This window comes from Olleya sp. NP1-10 (genome assembly GCF_055804415.1).
Window position 1 is genome coordinate 1,652,257 of sequence record NZ_CM147840.1, and the last position, 14,487, is coordinate 1,666,743.

Consider the following 14,487-nt stretch of genomic DNA (forward strand, 5'->3'; position numbering starts at 1 on the left):
TTAACTATTAATCCAGTTTTCTAAAATTTGTTTTCCTTTAGGTGTTAGTACACTTTCAGGATGGTATTGCACACCTCTAACATCATAAACTTTATGTCTTAAAGACATGACTTGACCGTTACTGTCAAAGGAAGTTGCTTCTAATTGGTCTGGTAAATTGGCATCAACAACCCATGAATGATAACGACCAACCTCAATGGTTTTGTCCATGTTTTTAAATAACACTTCATCATCAACAGTTATATTAACGTCTGTTGCAATACCATGATAAACGTGTTCTAGATTTATAAGGGAACCTCCAAATACTTCACCAATTGCTTGTTGACCTAAACAAACCCCTAAAATACTTTTAGTAGGCGCATAGGTTTTTATTATTTGTTTTAATAAACCAGCTTCATCAGGTATACCAGGACCAGGTGATAATACTATTTTTTGAAAAGCATCCACTTCATCTAAAGTTAGTTTGTCATTACGTTTGACAGTAACTTCGCAATTTAAATCTTCAAGATAATGAACTAAATTATATGTAAAGCTATCGTAGTTGTCTATTACTAATACTTTCATTTTTCTTTTTTTAATTTCCGTTTAACGGAAACTTAGGGGTTTTTACGATTTATTTTTTTTGTCAATTTATGTTTTAGAAACTTAAATCTGTTCGGCCAATTGTATAGCATTAGTCAAAGCTCCAAGTTTATTATATACTTCTTGAAGCTCGTTTTCTGGAACAGATTTAGAGACCAATCCTGCACCAGCTTGCCAATGTAGTTGGTGGTTTTTACTCATAAATGTCCTAATCATTATCGCATGATTATAATTACCGTCAAAGTCCATAAATCCTATAGCGCCTCCATAAAAGGAGCGACTTGTTTTTTCGTATTTTTCAATAAGTTGCATGGCTTTGTGTTTTGGTGCACCACTTAGCGTTCCTGCAGGAAATGTATCTGCAACTACTTGCATTGTTGGTGTGTTTTTATGCACTTTACCAGTAACTTTACTAACTAAATGTATAACATGAGAGAAAAACTGAGCTTCACGATAGGTTACTACTTTAACTTGACTTCCATGCCTACTTAAGTCGTTACGTGCTAAGTCAACTAACATAACATGCTCTGCATTTTCTTTAACGTCTTCAGCTAATTTTTTTGCTAATACTTGATCTTCTTCATCATTACCAGTCCTTCTAAAAGTTCCTGCAATGGGATGTATTTCGGCTTGACCTTTGTTAACGACCAACTGTGCTTCTGGACTACTACCAAAGATTTTAAAATTTCCGTAGTCAAAATAAAATAAATATGGTGATGGGTTGATGCTACGTAAAGCACGATACACATTAAATTCGTCGCCTTTAAAACCTTGTGAGAATTTTTTAGATAATACTAATTGAAAGACATCTCCTCTTGCACAGTGTTTTTTTGCTAATTCTACATGTGATTTATATTCATCATCTGTTAAATTAGAACTAATATCAGAGTCTGTTTTAAAATTATAAGACGCAAAGTTTTTAGACTTTATAAGTTGTAATATTTCGTCAATGTTATTTTCTGTTTCAAAACAATGAGCAAAAATATAAGCTTCGTTTTTAAAATGATTTATAGCAATAATGTTTTGGTATACTGCATAATATACATCTGGTATGTCTAACGAATCTGGTTTTTTTGTGATTTCGATATCTTCAAAATGTTTAACCGCATCATAAGCTGTATAACCAAAAATTCCGTTATTAATAAATTTGAATTCTTTTTCAGATTTGACTTTAAACCTTTTTGTGAATTTATGAATCATTTCCGTCACATTACGGACTTTATTTTTCATTTCACTTCCATCAGGAAATTTTTGAGTAATTGAGGTGTCGTCAACCTTAATCGAAGCTATTGGATTAAAACAGATATATGAAAAACTGTTGTCGTTAGCATGATAATCGCTACTCTCAAGTAATATACTGTTAGGAAATTTATCCCGAATCTTTAAGTAGATACTTACAGGTGTGATGGTATCGGCTAATATTTTTTTGTAGTGGGTGTATAGACTAAATGTTTTCATTTTTTAGGTCTTATTTTTTCCTTTATATTCTCTTCTATAGAGACGTTAATTGTTGGTTGATATATTTTTATTATGTTCAGAATATAACAAAAAAAGCTTGTCGTGACTGACAAGCTTTTTTTGTATAGATATTTAAATAATACGAATAGCGTTAGTTCACGAATATTGAGTTTCGAGAGTTCCACCACCAAGTATGATTTAAAATTGTGTTCATAATTATTGTAAAGTTCAAAGATATAAATCAAATTTTAGTTTTCAAATGTTTTTTGTATTTAATTATTTATTAAATTTACTGTATGAGATATTTTATTATAATTTTATTAGCTACAGTGTCTTTTGTTAGTAAAGCACAATCTGTAAAAATCACTCAATCTACTAAGGGTGAATATATTAATGTTGAGCCTAGTGAGAGTAAGTCCATTAGTAAACAGTTTAAAATTTTTAATTACAAACAGTTTGAAGATTATCTAAAAACTAAAGATAAAAGCAAAACTTATGTTGTTAATTTTTGGGCGACGTGGTGTGCTCCATGCGTTAAAGAATTACCTTATTTTGAGAAAATCAATACTGAGTATGCTTTAGAAAATGTAGAAGTCATTCTGGTTAGTTTAGATTTTCCGAAGCAAATTGACACAAGATTAAAGTTATTCTTGAAAGACAATACATTACAAAGTGAAGTTGTCTTATTAAACGATGTTGATTCAAACACATGGATACCTAAAGTAAATAAAGACTGGTCAGGAGCAATACCTGCAACGTTAATTTACAATAGTGAAAAATCTGAGTTTTACGAACAGTCTTTTGATTACAACGATTTAGAAACTACATTAAAAACATTCTTAAAATAATTTCATACAATGAAAAAAGTAATCCAAATTACAATTGCAATAATAGTATTAGTAGCTGTTAGCGCATTTACTACCAAAACAGAAAAAGAAAAATCAGGTTATAAAATTGGAGATGTTGCAACCGATTTTAAGCTAAAAAATATAGATGGGAAAATGATGTCTTTATCAGATTTTGAAGACTCTAAAGGATTTATAATCACATTTACATGTAACACTTGTCCATATGCTGTGGCATATGAGGATAGAATAGAGGCGTTAAATAAAAAATATGCTTCAAAAGGATATCCTGTTGTCGCTATTATGCCAAATAATGTAAAAGTAAAGCCAGGAGATAATTTACAAGCCATGCAAAAAAGAGCAGATCAAAAAGGGTTTACATTTCCTTATTTATTAGATGCTGGACAAGATATCTATCCACAATATGGTGCGACAAAAACACCACACATATACATACTAGAAAAAACAAAAGCAGGTAATATTGTAAAATACATTGGTGCTATTGATGACAATTATCAAGATGCAAGTCAGGTAAAAAACAAATATGTAGAAGATGCTATTGATGCACTATTAACAGGTAGAGAAATTAAAGTTAAAGAAACTAAAGCTATAGGTTGCTCAATTAAGGTATAATATAATTGAGATTGATATTTAAATGAAATCCGAAATGTAACATTTCGGATTTTTTTACGTCTATCTATTAAAGAAACCTTAATTTTGACACCAAATTAACCGTATATTGAAATGGCAGATTTAACACAAATGGATTGGGTAAACCAATTAAAAGAAGATGAAAATGCAGTAATTCTAGATGTTAGAACAGCAGCAGAGGTAGCCGAAGGTAAAATACCAAACACGCTACATATAGATATTTATAAAGGTCAAGGGTTTGTATATGAGGTAGATGCTTTGGATAAGTCTAAAAGCTTTTATGTATATTGTAGGTCAGGAGGTAGAAGTGCACAAGCATGTAATATAATGAATGAATTAGGTTTTGAGAAAACTTATAACCTTTTAGGAGGATTTAATGAGTGGACAGGAGACGTTGAATAAATTTTTTAATTATGAAAAAAGTATCACTATTATTAAGCCTAATGGTTTTATTAGTTTTTAGTTGTAAAGAAGAGATTGAAGGCGAAATAAAAATGGTGTCTCCAGAGGAGATGCAAACTTTATTGCAATTGGATACAGTGCAATTAGTAGATGTTAGGACAGATGCCGAATATAAAGAAGGATATATTGCTGAAGCCCAAAATATAGACTTTATGTCTCCAACTTTTGAAAGCGATATCATGACGTTAGATAAAGAAAAACCTGTCTTGTTATATTGTGAAAAAGGCGGTAGAAGTGCCAAGTGTGCAAAAAAAATGATTGACTTAGGCTTTAAAAAAATATATGATATGCAAGGTGGGTTTTCCCGATGGCAACATGAAGGTTTGCCTTATAAAAAATAAAAAAATCCCAATCTAATTCAGGTTGGGATTTTTTTAGCAATATTATAAATAGACTTCTATTAGTTTAGCTGCTTTTGTTTGAATAGTGATATGGTTAATACAAGCAGGTATGATAATGGTTTGTCCCATTTTAAGATTATAATCCGTAGTGTCATTTTTAGTTTTAAAAATAACCTCTCCTTCGACACACATATAAATTACAAACGAATCCAAAGCGGTTAGGTCTCTTGTTATAGTCTTATTAAGTTCAATAATATTGGTTTCAAAATATGGAGATTTAACTAAAGGACTAGGTGTATTAGTTTTAACTTTATAATTAGTTTTGTAATTGTCGTAAACATTATAATCAATAGCATCTAATGCTAAGTCTGTATGTAATTCTCTTTTTTCTCCTGTTTTTTTATCAACTCTATCATAATCATAAATTCGGTAAGTGATATTTGAAGTTTGTTGTATTTCGGCTAATAAAACACCAGCTCCAATAGCGTGTACACGTCCCGTAGGAATATAAAATGTGTCTCCAGAAGTAACAGTTTCAATATTTAAAATCTTGTTTAAAGTATTGTTTTCAAGATTATTGATGTATTGGTCTTTTTTTACATCTTGATTAAAACCAATAATTAATTCCGCATCCTTTTCAGCCTGCATGACATACCACATTTCATTTTTTCCAAATGAGTCATGTCTGTCTTTAGCCAGCTCATTACTTGGATGTACTTGAATGGATAATGGTGTCTTAGCATCTATAAATTTTATTAATAAAGGAAAATCGTAACCAAAAGCATTGTAAACCTTTTGTCCAACAAAATCGGCTTTATAAGTTTTAATTAAATCTTTTAAAGTTTTACCTTCTAAGTAACCATTACTTACAACCGTTTCGTTGTCTTTAACGTCTGATATTTCCCAAGATTCACCAATACTATCTTGTGTATAGGATTTATTTAAAACTGTTTTTAGTTTATCTCCTCCCCAAATACGATAGCTATAGACAGGATTAAAAGTTAAGGGATATAATTTCATTTTAGATTTATTAATTTGAAAATATCATTTGTTAAAGTTGTGGTGTAAATATCATTATTTTTCACTGAAAAACGCTATGAATAATTTATTTGTCGCGTTTTTTGTGGAGTCGGAGAGAATCGAACTCTCGTCTAAACAAGTAACCAAAGGGCTTTCTATACGTTTATTCTTTTCTTGGGTTTTCGATTAAAAGCTGGTTAAAGACAACCCACTTTTAACTTATCTTTTTTAGTTTCGAAAAAGCATCAAAGCGCTACTTAATCTATATTGATATTTTCGATGCCTCAAAATGGAGCGCCGTCAATCAAGGCTTTCCGGAGACATAAAGCTTGCTCACCTTGTGAGCCGAGGCTTAATCCTACTATAATTCAGATTAGTTAGCTAAAGCGTAGTTATTCCCCTAGCTAGTGATCGTCTGTGACGAGTGACGTCTTGAGTAAGAAAATAAATCAGAAAGCTTTTACAGATATTTAAGATGATTTTTTTAGTTTTTCTACATTTATAAAAATCTATATTGGCACTCGTCACAGACGAGCGCTAGCAATAGGATAAATTTAAGTAATCAACTATTGGTATAATAGTTGATTTAATTATGTATAGATATGAAAAACAATTTTAAAAATATATTCTATTTTTTATCAATATTTTTTATTCAATTTGTAGTTAGTCAAGATATTAGTGATAAAGATGTAAGTAACATAATAGAACTGTCTAACTTTTTAGAATCAGATAACTACAGTTATTCTTGTTTTTTAAAGACGGTTCAAAACATTAATGTTTTCGAAAAAAGTTTGCTTTGGATTAATAACAAAAAAAATGAAGCATCTCAATATGGAGATGTTACATCAACTCATATCACTCTTTGTGTAAAAAAGGATACTATATTTTATTTAAATTTTTCATTTAATCAAACAAATACTGCCATACTAAAAGAAAAAGTTAAAACCAATAAATATTTAGCAGATATACTTAAAAACTGGAACTTATTAGAAAAAGAAGGTAATAAGTATTTATATTTTGAATACAGGAATTTTGAGTTAATTAATGATTTTAAAAGTAAAGTAAGTAATTATTCAGGTGAGCTTACGCCTGTAAAATTAGATGATGAAACAAGAGAGGAATATGAATTATTAATTGATTTTAGTAAAAATTATGATTTTGGTACAGTTTGTTATGGTAATGATAAAAAACCAGCAGGCAGACAGGCAATTGAAAAACTAATTAAAAAAAATAGAATAGATTTGATTAAGAATATCCTAATAGGTTTTAACCCTGAGGGAAGAATGTATGCAATGGAAGCGCTTTTTAAAATTAATAAATTTGATGAATCTAAAATTGATAAAGAAGATTTAGATGTAATAAAAAAACTAATAAAGCTCCCTTTAATGATAAGAACTTGTCATGGAAGTCTTATGGAAGATAATTTTTATGAGACAATTTATTTGAAATTAAAAAACAAATTTTAAGTGATGATTTTCAGCTAACGCTCGTCTGTGACGAGAGAATTATTGTGTATGTGCAAATTCAAATAGAAGCCTTTTAGTATAAAATAGAGGTTTATTAATACATGTTTAATTGAGTATTGCTTAAATATATTGTAGAGTGAATAAAAAAAGAAAAAGCTTTTACAAGTATGTAAGATGTTCTTTAGTTTTTCTACATTTATAAAAATTTATATTGGCACTAGTCGCAGACAAATTTAATTGAGGGATTCATCTTTTAAGTCATAAAAAAAACGATTTAAATGTTTTATTTACAACGTTTTTGTGGAGTATCAGAGGTTTTGAAAATCATAAGGGTGAGTTTTTTATATCATTAAATAAGTTTAAAGTTATTTTTATTAATATTTTTTTGGTTAAAGTAATTTATATTCTAAATTTATATTCTAAATCTAAAAATGTTTTTCTAATTAAAAGAAATAGCGTTTCAAACAAAAAAACATCTTGAAAAAGAAAAAACTAAAATATTTAAATGCTTATTCACTTCAAGAGATCCTTGTTGTTTTATGTATTATTGGTATTCTTATTTATATTGTAACACCTAATCAAACATCAATAGTAACTTCAGCGAAGTCACTTGAAGCACAAAATATGCTTAGTATGGTCCATGGTTTAGAAAAAAGTTATTTCTATAGATATTCTAAATATACACAAGATTTTGAAGATTTGGGCTTTGAACAATCTTTAACTATAGATAAAGGTGGTCAAGCTGTTTATAAAATAGAAATTATAGAATCCTCACTTAATAGTTTCAAGGCTACTGCGACTTCGCTTCAAGATTTTGATGGCGATGGTGTTTTTAATACATGGCAGATTGATCAAAATAGAGTTTTAAAAGAAATTATAAAAGATTAATTTGACCATAAAACTACTATATCTTTCATTGATATTAATATTGTTTTTAATTTTATATCAAGATATAAAAAATAGAACGATTCATTTTGTTTTACCACTTACAGTTTTCGTTATATCTGCTGTAATCAACATATTTAGTGCAAACTTGAATTGGATCATGATTTTATTTAATATAGGTTTTGTAGCCATAAATATATTTGGGCTCATATTATATTTTTCATTAAAAGAAAGACATTTTATTAATCCAATAGATACTATGTTAGGATTGGGAGATGTTGTTTTTTTTGTTGCTTTATCTCCACTTTTTAATTTAAAGTCCTATATTGGATTCTTTATTTCAAGTTTAATATTTTCGTTATTACTACATTTAATTTCAAATAATGTAAAAAACGAAAAAACAATCCCTCTAGCGGGTTATATGTCGCTTTTTTTAATTGGGTCTAAACTTTGTAATATAATATTTAAAACAACTTTCTTCGCTTAATGTCAGTCAACAACACAGAAACTTCTTTACAATTAAGTATCTCATTACAACAATCTATAAGTTCTGATATTGCTAATCATTTTTCTATTATACCTAAAAGTGTAACAGAATCGGAATGTGTTTTTTTTATTGATGAATTAAAAAAAGATGAAGTTAATGCAATTAAATCTGAGTTAAAACTTCTAATCAATAAAACTATTTTTTTAGAGACTAAAACTTCTTCTGAAATAAAAAAAGCTTTATCTGTATATTATAGAAAAACCACTTCTAAAATTAGTGCTGTTAATTATGGTAATGATTTTCTTGAAAATTTAATTTTCGAAGCTAAAAATATTGATGCAAGTGATATACATATAGAGATTTACGAAGAAAGTGTTAGAGTAAGGTTAAGAATTGATGGTCATTTAATTGAAAAAAATCATATTAAAAAAGATCACTACTTAGAATTAATTAATCAAATAAAAATTAAATCCAATCTTGATATTACAGAAAAGAGATTGCCACAGGATGGGAGAATTGAGTATGATGATTTTGACATTAGAGTGTCTATATTACCAACACATCATGGTGAAAAAGTGGTTATGAGAATTTTGGGTAGAGATGCTTCTCATTTAAATTTAGATGATTTAGGTTTTGAGAAGGACGAATTAAAAATTTACTTAGAAGCTGTTAAAAAAACTAATGGTATTGTTTTAATTAGTGGTCCCACTGGTTCAGGTAAAACAACTACTTTATATGGTACATTAAAATATTTAAATAACATAAAAAGAAATATTGTAACTGTTGAAGACCCTATAGAATACACATTAAATGGCATAAATCAAGTACAACTTAAAGAGAATATAGGATTAACATTTGCTTCAGCACTAAGGTCTTTTTTACGACAAGACCCAGATATTATTATGTTAGGAGAAATAAGAGATGGTGAAACCGCACAAATGGCAATCAGAGCCTCATTAACTGGGCATTTAGTATTGTCTACTATACATACAAACTCTGCAATAGGTACTATTTCTAGATTAAATGATATGGGTGTTCCTTCTTTTTTAATTTCAGAAACTATTAATATTTCTGTAGCACAACGATTAGTTAGAATTTTGTGTGAGACTTGTAAGCAAGAAAAAAATATTGACACATCGGATTTTCCAATTTCTTTTAATTTACCAGTAAAAATTAAAACACATCATGTGGCAGTTGGTTGTGACCAATGTTTTCATACTGGTTATAGAGGAAGAAAAGCTATATATGAAGTTTTGCCAATTGATATAGAAGTTGCAAATGCTATAAAAAACAACACACTTGAGGAATCTGATTTTCTTAAAAATAACCGGTTATCTGATAAAGCCTTTAATTTGTTTGCCAAGGGTGTTACCAGTTTAGATGAAATTTATCCTTTGCTTATTAAATCATAATTATGACTAAAAAAATAATTTTATCAATATTACTTGTACTTGTATTTCAGATCAGTTTTTCTCAAAATAATAATCAGGATTATTCCAATAAAATTGAAGAATTAGCAAAAACTAAAGTAGGTTTAAATGATGCTGTTAGGATTGATTTAACTGGACTTACTTTATATGATTTTTTAACAACTCTAGCAGAGGAGCATGAATTAAATGTAAGTGTTGATACAGAATTGAATCAAATTGTTAGTGGTAATTTTTTTGATGTGACTGTTAAGGATGTATTTTTATTTTTAATTCAGAAATATCAATTAGAAGTTGATTTGCAAAATAGTATTTTAACTTTTAATAAAAAAAGGAAGAAAAAGTTGTCGAAAAACCAAAACCAATAAAGATTATAGATGTTAACTTTAATGAAAGTAATGGGTTTTTATCCTTAAAATTAAAAAACGACTCTTTACCTAGTGTAACTCAGGCAATAACTGACGCCTCAAAAAAGAACGTGGTTTTAGCACCTGATGTAAAAACAAAAAAAGTATCATCTTATATTTTAAATAGACCTTTTGATCAGGTTATGGAAATGTTTGCAAAATCCAACAAACTAATCCTAACAAAAGATGAAAATGATAATTATTATTTAGAAAATGATAATTCAATAACTAAAGTACCTAAGGTAAGCGGTACAAGTAGGAAAGGCAAAAAAGCTTTAATAAAAGATTATATTAAAGGTGACCCAGGAAGTTTTAGTATACAAACAAATAAACAAGGTTTTCTAAATATTAAAGCATATGAGGCTGATGCGTCAGATATGATAACTGATGCTGCAGAAAAGTTAAATATTAATTTTTTTATGTATAATACTCCTGAAGGGGTAAAAACTACTTTAGTAGCCAATAGTATTACTTTTGATAATTTGTTAGACCACCTTTTTAAAGGTGAAAAATATACATACAAAAAAGTAGAAGACCTTTATCTTATTGGCGAACACAAAACAGAAGGGTTAAGGACCACAGAACTAGTTCAATTAGAAAATAGGTCAATAGAATCCGTTAGAGCATCTTTACCTAAATCTGTCACAGAAAATCTTGAAGTAAAAGAATTTATAGAATTAAATGGTTTTGTTGTTGCAGGCTCAAAAAATCATATTCAAGAATTTAGAGATTATATTTTTCAAATTGATCGTGTAGTGCCAAATGTACAAATAGAAGTTATTATTGTTCAATATCAAAAATCTTATGAAATTCAAACAGGAATGCAAGCAGGATTGGACAAAAACGAAAGGACAACTTCAGGAGTTTTGTTTCCTTCAGGAGATGTTAATTTAAATTCAACCTCAGTCAATGGTTTAATAGATGCATTTAATGGGTTAGGAATTGTCAATCTAGGTAAAGTAACAGATCAGTTTTATTTAAACCTTAGTTTTTTAGAAAATAACTCATTAATAAAGACATCTTCTACACCTAGGTTAGTTACACAAAATGGACATGAAGCTAGCTCTACTATTGGAGAAACTAGTTATTATTTTGAGCAAAGTAATCAACTTTTAACAGGAAATATAAATAATAATATATTACAATCAGGAACATGGAAATCAACGGAGGCAAATTTAGCTATTAACATCAAGCCTTTTGTATCTAAAGATGAAAATGTAACTTTGACTATAAAAGTTGAGCGAAGCTCGTTTCTAGGTCGTGCAGGAGAAAATGCGCCTCCAGGAAAAGCTACACAGCAATTTGAATCTATGATAAGAGTAAAGAATAATGAGATGATTCTTCTAGGAGGTCTTGATGAGTTGGAAAAGGAAAACTCAGGAACTGGAACTCCGTTTTTAGCAAGAATCCCAGTAATAAAGTGGTTGTTTAGTGGACGAAAGAAAAGAAAAGAAAAGGCAAAACTTCATATTTTTATTAAACCAACGGTTACTTATTAATGTTTGAAAGATTTAAAAATATTAAAATTAATACAGAATCATTTTATGTTATAGGCATTTCAATTTTTAATGAAATAAGTCAATTTAATTTAATACTGGTAAAGTTTGAGAATAATGATTTAACAATTGTAAGCAGGGTAAAATACGCTGACTTTAACTCTTGTTTAGAAAAGCTTGATAAGGATTATCCTATTATTCTTCATTTTGAGGGAGATGATATTATTAATAAGTTAACCGATAATATTAAGGGGTATAGAAAAGAAATTATTTTTAATGCTAATTCTGATGATTTTTATTTTTACGAATTACATCAAACGGATTTAATATGCTCATCTGTCATAAGAAAATCTCACGTAGATAATTATTTGTTGCAATTAAATAGTAAAGATAAATTTGTAGTATATATTACTGTTGGTCCTTTTGTTTTATGTAATCTTAGTCAAATTTTTAAAAATAACACCATTTCTTCTGATCGTTATCAGGTAAATATTGATAGGCAAGAAATAATTGCTTTCAATACTAAAGCGCATAAAGTTGAAACTTTAAAAGTTAATGATGACACCTATAATAACTCAGAACTACCATTAATAGCTTCAGTTTTAGATTATAAATTTCCTAATCAATTTTTACAATTTGATACTAGTTTTTTAAATTTTAATAGATCACAATATTTATTTAAAAAACGCTTTAAAATTGCTGGTTACACCGCATTATTGGTATTAATGGTTTTGTTATTTATTAGTCATATCCTTCAAAAGTTATATTTAGAAGATTTATTACAAAAGGATACAACGTATAATTTATCTGTTCAGACCGCTAACGAACTAGAACAAGTAAAAAAGGATTTGCAACTAAAAGAGATAATTTTTGAAAAAAGTGGTATTAATAATTCAAATTTTATAACGAAATATTTTGCTGATATAACAAACACGGTAGATAAGAATATTATTTTAAAGACAATTGTTGTAATACCACCTATCAATAAAACAAGGCCTAACGAAGAGGTTGTTTTTAATAATAATACAATTAAAGTCACAGGAGAGGCGTTAAAGGATGATATATTTAATTTTTGGTTTGCCCAACTAAAAACTTTTGATTGGGTTAAAAAAATAGATATTTTGGATTACTCACAAGGTATGCAAAATAGGAATATGTTTACTTTAGAAATAAAAATATAAATGTTTAAAAACCTAACATACAAAAAAAGTTTATAGCAGTAATAATATGTTTTTTGCTATTGCTTTTAGCTTCATATAAAAAAACATTTAAAGATACTATTGAAGCTAAAAAGCAACTTAATTTAGTTGAAAGGAATCTAGCTAAAACCAGTAGTTCTTTCAAGGAGTTGTATTTGGTTAAAAATGAAGTAAAGTATTTAGATAATTTAATTGGAGGAAACTCAATAAAACCAGAACAAGTTCAACAAAAAGTATTTGATTTTATAACTAAAGAAGGTCAAAACATTGATGTAATAAATGTAAGTGATGTCCACTTATATTCTAATGAAGACTTTTTAGTATATACAAATAAAATAGAATTAGAAGGTAACTATGAAGATTTAATAACGCTATTTTATAAAATTGAAAAAAAATTTAAAGATTCAAGAGTTGTAAGTGCCAACTTAAATGCCAAAAAAGATTACAGAACAAAGACAACAAACCTTATATTAACTATAATTTTACAGAACTATGAAAAATCTAAATAAATTGATATTTATTATTGCTATTATTTGTTTCTCTTGTGATGATATATTGGAAGAAGATATCACTAATGATTCTGTTCAAATTATAAGTCCTATTGAAGGTTACATTAATCAAGGTAATACTGTAGTTTTTTCTTGGCAAGTTTTAGATGGTGCGGATAATTATAGAATTCAAATAATTAATGACTTGCAAATTAAACTAGTTGACTCATTAATAACAGCAAATCAATTTGCTTATAACCTTAATCCAGGATCTTATCAATGGAGAATTAAAGGAGAAAACTTTGCTTATCAAACTACATATAATTTTCCTGTAAATTTTGATGTTCAATCCTCAGAAGATTTAAGTAACCAAAATATAGTGTTATCAACACCTTCAGAAGATTTTTATACTAATAGTACAAATATCATTTTGACATGGGATGGGATATCAAGTGCAGATTATTATCATTTAGATTTAATTAAAAACTTAGGTGGACAACAAACTGTTTTACAACAAAGTAATATAACAGATACAAATTTCACTCTAAATAATAGCCAATTAGATGAAGATGCTGAATATTTGTGGAGTATAAAAGCTATAAATAGTACATCTGAAACATCTTTTTCAGAGCGTTCAATCTTTTTAGACACAACCCAACCCAATCAACCGTCATTAGTATCACCTCTAGATCAAGAAAATGTGTCTAGTTTAACTGTAACATTTAATTGGTTAAATGGGACAGATACAGGTAGTGTACAGTCAGATATTTTTAATATAATAGAAATTGCTTCTGATATAAGTTTTAATAGTATAGTAAATATGTCAGAGGTAGATACTAACTCATTTCAATATACTTTTTCTAATTATGGAACTTATTATTGGAGAGTTAAAGCTTTTGATTTAGCTTCTAATGTAAGTGATAACAGTATCATTAGAACTTTAATCATTCAATAAATGATAAAAAAATTAATAAATACTATTTTAATAATATGCTTAATTGTCATTTGGTTTTCTGTATTAAAAAAATGCACAAATAAATCTAAAATAGAATTAGAACAAGTAAGTAAATTTAGCGCTAATAGGTCAATTAGACCATTGTTAAAAAAAGATACTTTTAATCTTAAGTTGACAAACTTAAATCCTTTTAAATCTTCTAATAGAAAAACAACTATTAAAAATGAAAGACCATTTATAGTAAAAAAACAAGGAAAAAACAACATTAATTTGGCCGAAAATAGAGTATCATGGTTTTGTGAAAAGTAAACACAAGAC

Annotated in this window: 17 protein-coding genes; 14 read left to right on the forward strand and 3 right to left on the reverse strand. The window is 28.1% G+C overall.

All coding sequences use genetic code 11. The features are described from left to right. Both AC0L4B_RS07600 and AC0L4B_RS07605 read right to left on the reverse strand, forming a co-directional pair. Positions 1-564, reverse strand: a complete 564-nt coding sequence (locus tag AC0L4B_RS07600) for an anthranilate synthase component II (protein WP_473439239.1) — start codon at positions 562-564, stop codon at positions 1-3. Between the two features lie 81 nt (positions 565-645). Beyond that, on the reverse strand, positions 646-2,040 hold the full coding sequence (locus AC0L4B_RS07605; protein ID WP_473439240.1) for an anthranilate synthase component I family protein: 1,395 nt from the start codon (positions 2,038-2,040) through the stop codon (positions 646-648). A gap of 296 nt (positions 2,041-2,336) precedes the next feature. Here AC0L4B_RS07605 and AC0L4B_RS07610 point away from each other — a divergent pair, with 296 nt between their 5' ends. The 4 genes from AC0L4B_RS07610 (at position 2,337) to AC0L4B_RS07625 (ending at position 4,339) form a co-directional block, all read left to right on the forward strand. Next, the gene (locus AC0L4B_RS07610; protein ID WP_473439241.1) at positions 2,337-2,888 is read left to right on the forward strand and encodes a TlpA disulfide reductase family protein; all 552 of its coding nucleotides are present in this window, start codon (positions 2,337-2,339) and stop codon (positions 2,886-2,888) included. Positions 2,889-2,897: 9 nt separating this feature from the next. Beyond that, positions 2,898-3,518 carry a thioredoxin family protein gene (locus AC0L4B_RS07615; RefSeq protein ID WP_473439242.1) on the forward strand — a complete coding sequence of 207 codons (621 nt, stop codon included), beginning with the start codon at positions 2,898-2,900 and terminating at the stop codon, positions 3,516-3,518. Between the two features lie 111 nt (positions 3,519-3,629). Continuing rightward, positions 3,630-3,938, forward strand: coding sequence for a rhodanese-like domain-containing protein (locus tag AC0L4B_RS07620; RefSeq protein ID WP_473439243.1), 309 nt, complete (start codon positions 3,630-3,632; stop codon positions 3,936-3,938). Positions 3,939-3,949: 11 nt separating this feature from the next. Then, the gene (locus AC0L4B_RS07625; protein ID WP_473439244.1) at positions 3,950-4,339 is read left to right on the forward strand and encodes a rhodanese-like domain-containing protein; all 390 of its coding nucleotides are present in this window, start codon (positions 3,950-3,952) and stop codon (positions 4,337-4,339) included. 42 nt (positions 4,340-4,381) lie between these two features. Here AC0L4B_RS07625 and AC0L4B_RS07630 read toward each other — a convergent pair whose 3' ends face one another. Beyond that, on the reverse strand, positions 4,382-5,359 hold the full coding sequence (locus tag AC0L4B_RS07630) for a type I phosphomannose isomerase catalytic subunit (protein ID WP_473439245.1): 978 nt from the start codon (positions 5,357-5,359) through the stop codon (positions 4,382-4,384). 602 nt (positions 5,360-5,961) lie between these two features. Here AC0L4B_RS07630 and AC0L4B_RS07635 point away from each other — a divergent pair. The 10 genes from AC0L4B_RS07635 (at position 5,962) to AC0L4B_RS07680 (ending at position 14,478) form a co-directional block, all read left to right on the forward strand. Further along, a complete protein-coding gene (locus AC0L4B_RS07635) occupies positions 5,962-6,825 on the forward strand; it encodes a hypothetical protein (protein WP_473439246.1) in 864 nt (287 codons plus the stop codon). Between the two features lie 477 nt (positions 6,826-7,302). Continuing rightward, complete coding sequence (locus tag AC0L4B_RS07640) at positions 7,303-7,713, forward strand: type IV pilin protein (RefSeq protein ID WP_473439247.1); 411 nt, start codon at positions 7,303-7,305, stop codon at positions 7,711-7,713. 28 nt (positions 7,714-7,741) lie between these two features. Then, complete coding sequence (locus AC0L4B_RS07645) at positions 7,742-8,197, forward strand: prepilin peptidase (protein WP_473439248.1); 456 nt, start codon at positions 7,742-7,744, stop codon at positions 8,195-8,197. After that, positions 8,197-9,609: a GspE/PulE family protein gene (locus AC0L4B_RS07650; RefSeq protein ID WP_473439249.1), complete on the forward strand. Its 1,413-nt coding sequence runs from the start codon at positions 8,197-8,199 to the stop codon at positions 9,607-9,609. Before AC0L4B_RS07645 ends, AC0L4B_RS07650 begins: the two co-directional genes overlap by 1 nt. 2 nt (positions 9,610-9,611) lie before the next feature. Continuing rightward, positions 9,612-9,992, forward strand: coding sequence for a hypothetical protein (locus AC0L4B_RS07655; protein WP_473439250.1), 381 nt, complete (start codon positions 9,612-9,614; stop codon positions 9,990-9,992). A gap of 110 nt (positions 9,993-10,102) precedes the next feature. Next, the gene (locus AC0L4B_RS07660; RefSeq protein ID WP_473439251.1) at positions 10,103-11,530 is read left to right on the forward strand and encodes a type II secretion system protein GspD; all 1,428 of its coding nucleotides are present in this window, start codon (positions 10,103-10,105) and stop codon (positions 11,528-11,530) included. Continuing rightward, complete coding sequence (locus AC0L4B_RS07665) at positions 11,530-12,708, forward strand: hypothetical protein (RefSeq protein ID WP_473439252.1); 1,179 nt, start codon at positions 11,530-11,532, stop codon at positions 12,706-12,708. Before AC0L4B_RS07660 ends, AC0L4B_RS07665 begins: the two co-directional genes overlap by 1 nt. Before the next feature lie 59 nt (positions 12,709-12,767). After that, positions 12,768-13,235 carry a hypothetical protein gene (locus AC0L4B_RS07670; RefSeq protein ID WP_473439253.1) on the forward strand — a complete coding sequence of 156 codons (468 nt, stop codon included), beginning with the start codon at positions 12,768-12,770 and terminating at the stop codon, positions 13,233-13,235. Continuing rightward, complete coding sequence (locus AC0L4B_RS07675) at positions 13,219-14,169, forward strand: hypothetical protein (protein WP_473439254.1); 951 nt, start codon at positions 13,219-13,221, stop codon at positions 14,167-14,169. Before AC0L4B_RS07670 ends, AC0L4B_RS07675 begins: the two co-directional genes overlap by 17 nt. Then, entirely contained in the window at positions 14,170-14,478 is a 309-nt protein-coding gene (locus AC0L4B_RS07680; RefSeq protein ID WP_473439255.1) for a hypothetical protein, read from the forward strand. It begins immediately after the preceding gene. Positions 14,479-14,487 lie beyond the last annotated feature (9 nt).